This window comes from Limnofasciculus baicalensis BBK-W-15 (assembly GCF_024178385.1).
Lineage (GTDB): Bacteria > Cyanobacteriota > Cyanobacteriia > Cyanobacteriales > Coleofasciculaceae > Limnofasciculus > Limnofasciculus baicalensis.
Map to the genome: position 1 here is coordinate 1 of NZ_JAMZMM010000521.1, position 3,213 is coordinate 3,213.

At 43.9% G+C, this 3,213-nt stretch carries 2 protein-coding genes; one reads left to right on the forward strand and one right to left on the reverse strand.

The window, feature by feature from the left end; genetic code table 11:
* The first annotated feature begins 200 nt into the window (after positions 1–200).
* A complete protein-coding gene (locus NJ959_RS27590; protein ID WP_254014966.1) occupies positions 201–2,162 on the forward strand; it encodes a hypothetical protein in 1,962 nt (653 codons plus the stop codon).
* 312 nt (positions 2,163–2,474) lie between these two features.
* Here NJ959_RS27590 and NJ959_RS27595 read toward each other — a convergent pair whose 3' ends face one another.
* Positions 2,475–3,146, reverse strand: coding sequence for a YdcF family protein (locus NJ959_RS27595; protein WP_254014965.1), 672 nt, complete (start codon positions 3,144–3,146; stop codon positions 2,475–2,477).
* Positions 3,147–3,213: the final 67 nt, after the last annotated feature.

Consider the following 3,213-nt stretch of genomic DNA (forward strand, 5'->3'; position numbering starts at 1 on the left):
CTGAGCCAGTTACAGCAGTTACTGATACTCCAACTGAGCCAGTTGCAGCAGTTACGGAGCCACAAACCGAGCCAGTTGCAGCAGTTACGGAGCCACAAACCGAGCCAGTTGCAGCAGTTACGGAGCCACCCACTGAGCCAATTACAACTATCTCTACCGACGAAGCCTCAACTCCAGTAATAGTTGCTGCTGCTACCGATATCCCAACTTCAGTAACCGAGTACACCGACGATACTACAACTGAACCGACTGAGTATCCTGATGAGACGGATGAAACCAATCCCAATCAACTCGGCTACATCCCTTACTATTACAATGAGAACTTAACTGAAGCAGAAAAAAACGGTCAACAAACCTGGTATTTTTGGACAGGAGGTAACGAAAAATTCTTCCGAGATCAAGCCAAGAGTACCGATGGAGAAGTAGACTTTTTCAGTCTAGTAGATGCCCGTCCCGCAGACGACTCCTTACCACACAATCCCCACCTACAACGGAACAATCGTTTCAAAGCAATTGGGATGATTAACGATCCTACTTGTGAAGCAGCGACTGAACCAGATGAGTATGGCTTGTGGATAGATAAATGTAAAGATCCCCATTCAGCAGGGATTATGGGAGCCAGAAAATTCCCCAATCCAAATTTTAATCCAGCTACATGGGATGTCGCCCAATACTATCAAAAAGGTTCCCAAATTGAACCACCTTATCGGATTGGTATATCCTGCGGTATTTGCCATATTGCATTTGATCCTCTCAAACCACCCGCAGATCCCGAAAAACCCCTGTGGGAAAATTTAGTATCAGCCCTAGGAAACCAATATCTCAAAGAAGGTGCATTATTCGGTGCCAATATCCCCGATAACGATTTCCGCAAACAAGTACTAAATACACAACAACCAGGCACATCAGATACATCTCGTATCGCCACGGATCATATTAATAATCCCAATGCGATTAACCCAATTTTCAACTTAGCAGATCGACCGCGAGTTGAGGAAGTAATGAACGACGGAACAACCCGTGCGGTTCCCCACATCCTTAAAGATGGCGCAGATTCTGTTGGCGTTGCCCTTGCCTCCCTGCGAGTTTATGTCAATATCGGGATGTGTTCCGATTATTGGCTTACCCTCCACGATCCATTATTAGGCAGAACCGCACAAAAACCCTTTGACATTGAAAAAGCCAAAGCCGAGTGCGAATATTGGCCGAAAACAGAAGCGCGGATGGCAGATGCAGAAGCTTTTCTGAAAACCCTAATACCAATGCACCTAAAAGATGCACCGGGAGGAGAAGCTTATCTAACTAAAGACGCAACAGTTTTAGAACGCGGTAAAATTGTCTTTGCTGATACTTGTGCCACTTGTCACTCCAGTAAAAAGCCACCCGCAGAAATTATTGCCGATCCAGAACAAACAAAGCAGTGGTATCGTGATTCAGTATTAAGTTCTGATTTTCTCGATCGCAACTTCTTATCTGATGACAAACGTTATCCAGTCACTCTCATCGGTACTAACGCCTCACGGGCACTAGCAACCAATGCGACAGAAGGTCATGTTTGGGCACAATTCTCATCTAAAACTTACAAAGAATTACCCTCACCAGGTACTCTTACACTGGAGAATCCCTTTAACAAAGACAAGCCGATTAATTTTGAAGTACCTGATGGCGGAACAGGCTATTATCGCACCCCATCTTTAATCAGTATGTGGGCAATTGCTCCCTATTTCCACAATAATAGTCTTGGCACTTACAATGGAGATCCTTCAGTAGAAGGGCGGATGGCGGCCTTCCAAGATGGAGTGGAAAAACTACTTTGGTCAGAGAAACGCGATGGGCTAAAATCCATCAAACGGACAGGAGAAGAAACCAAATTACAACTGCGCAAACTGACAGTATCGGTTCCGAAAGGTACGCCGATTAACTTACTAGCGAATTTAGATCCGCGCAATACACCGCGAATTTTACAGCGGAAGCTGGAATCAGATTTAGGTGGTAAAATTGCTGGTTCTTTAGTCCCATTAGTGCCAAAGAAAGTCCTGGTTCATACTTTGTTAAAGTCAAATCAGTCTCCTGATTTTATTGAAGATCGTGGACATGCCTTTGCTGCTGATTTGTCTGATGAAGATAAGTTAGCACTGATCGAATTCCTCAAGACTTTGTAGTGAATTCAATATTAAAGGATGAAGGATAACGCTAAAAAATAGTTTTATCCTTCATTTGGCTCAAGCATGAAATAGAAACCCGGTTTCTTTAAGAAACCGGGTTTCTAATAATGATTTGTAGCCTTAATGTCAAACTTTCTTTTTTCCCCAATCTCGCCATTCCCTTATCTCCCCATCTAATCTATCTACTATCTTTGAGAGCCACTCGGTATGATAAATTAGGTAAACATACTCTAGCGCTAGGCTTATTTATGATTGGAACAACTGAAGTGCCTAGCTCTATAACAAACAACAAACAACCAATAACAAACTTCAATCCAACTTTAACCACCATTGATGCTCGCACTTGAAACCTGATTTCTGCCAAACGGCCAAATCTACATCCGTTAGCTGAGTCAAATCAGAACATTTAGGCTCAATAACCTGACTCAATACCGCCCAACCCAAACTGCGAATTACATCAACCCCAGTTTTCAACCATGATTCCCTGTTACCAGGAATCCCCAACTCCTTAACCGCATACACATCCACCCAAATCCCATGAGCGCCCAGGATAATCTGTGCCATCCACTTTGCTCGCGGTAAATGAGTAGGGGAAGTAATTAAGATAAGTTTACGAACACCCCACCGACCCAGAATCGGCAGATTATAATAGAAATTATCGAAAGTAGAATCAGCACATTTTTCCAACCAAACTTGCCGGATAGGAGCCTTAAACTTTTGAAAAATTAGTAAAATACAGGGATCTGAGGAGCCATGGGAAATCAAAACTCTTGCCTCTGGATGCTCTTTAACTAACTCAGCAACATAGACTTCCCGACGAAGACTACCCCCTAGTACAAAGAATGTATCAACTGGACTGGAGGCAGCCCAAATCAGTCTCAGGGTGTTAATTATCAGCAAAATGCCAAGAAGTGTGCCTACAATCAATATCCCTAAGCGAAGCCGCCGCAGCCGCCGATTCCTAAAACCAATCTTTCCCATCGCCCCTTCCTCATTTTCCCTCTTCTAACCCCTAACCCCCTCTATCCCCCCATCTCATCTCTCACCC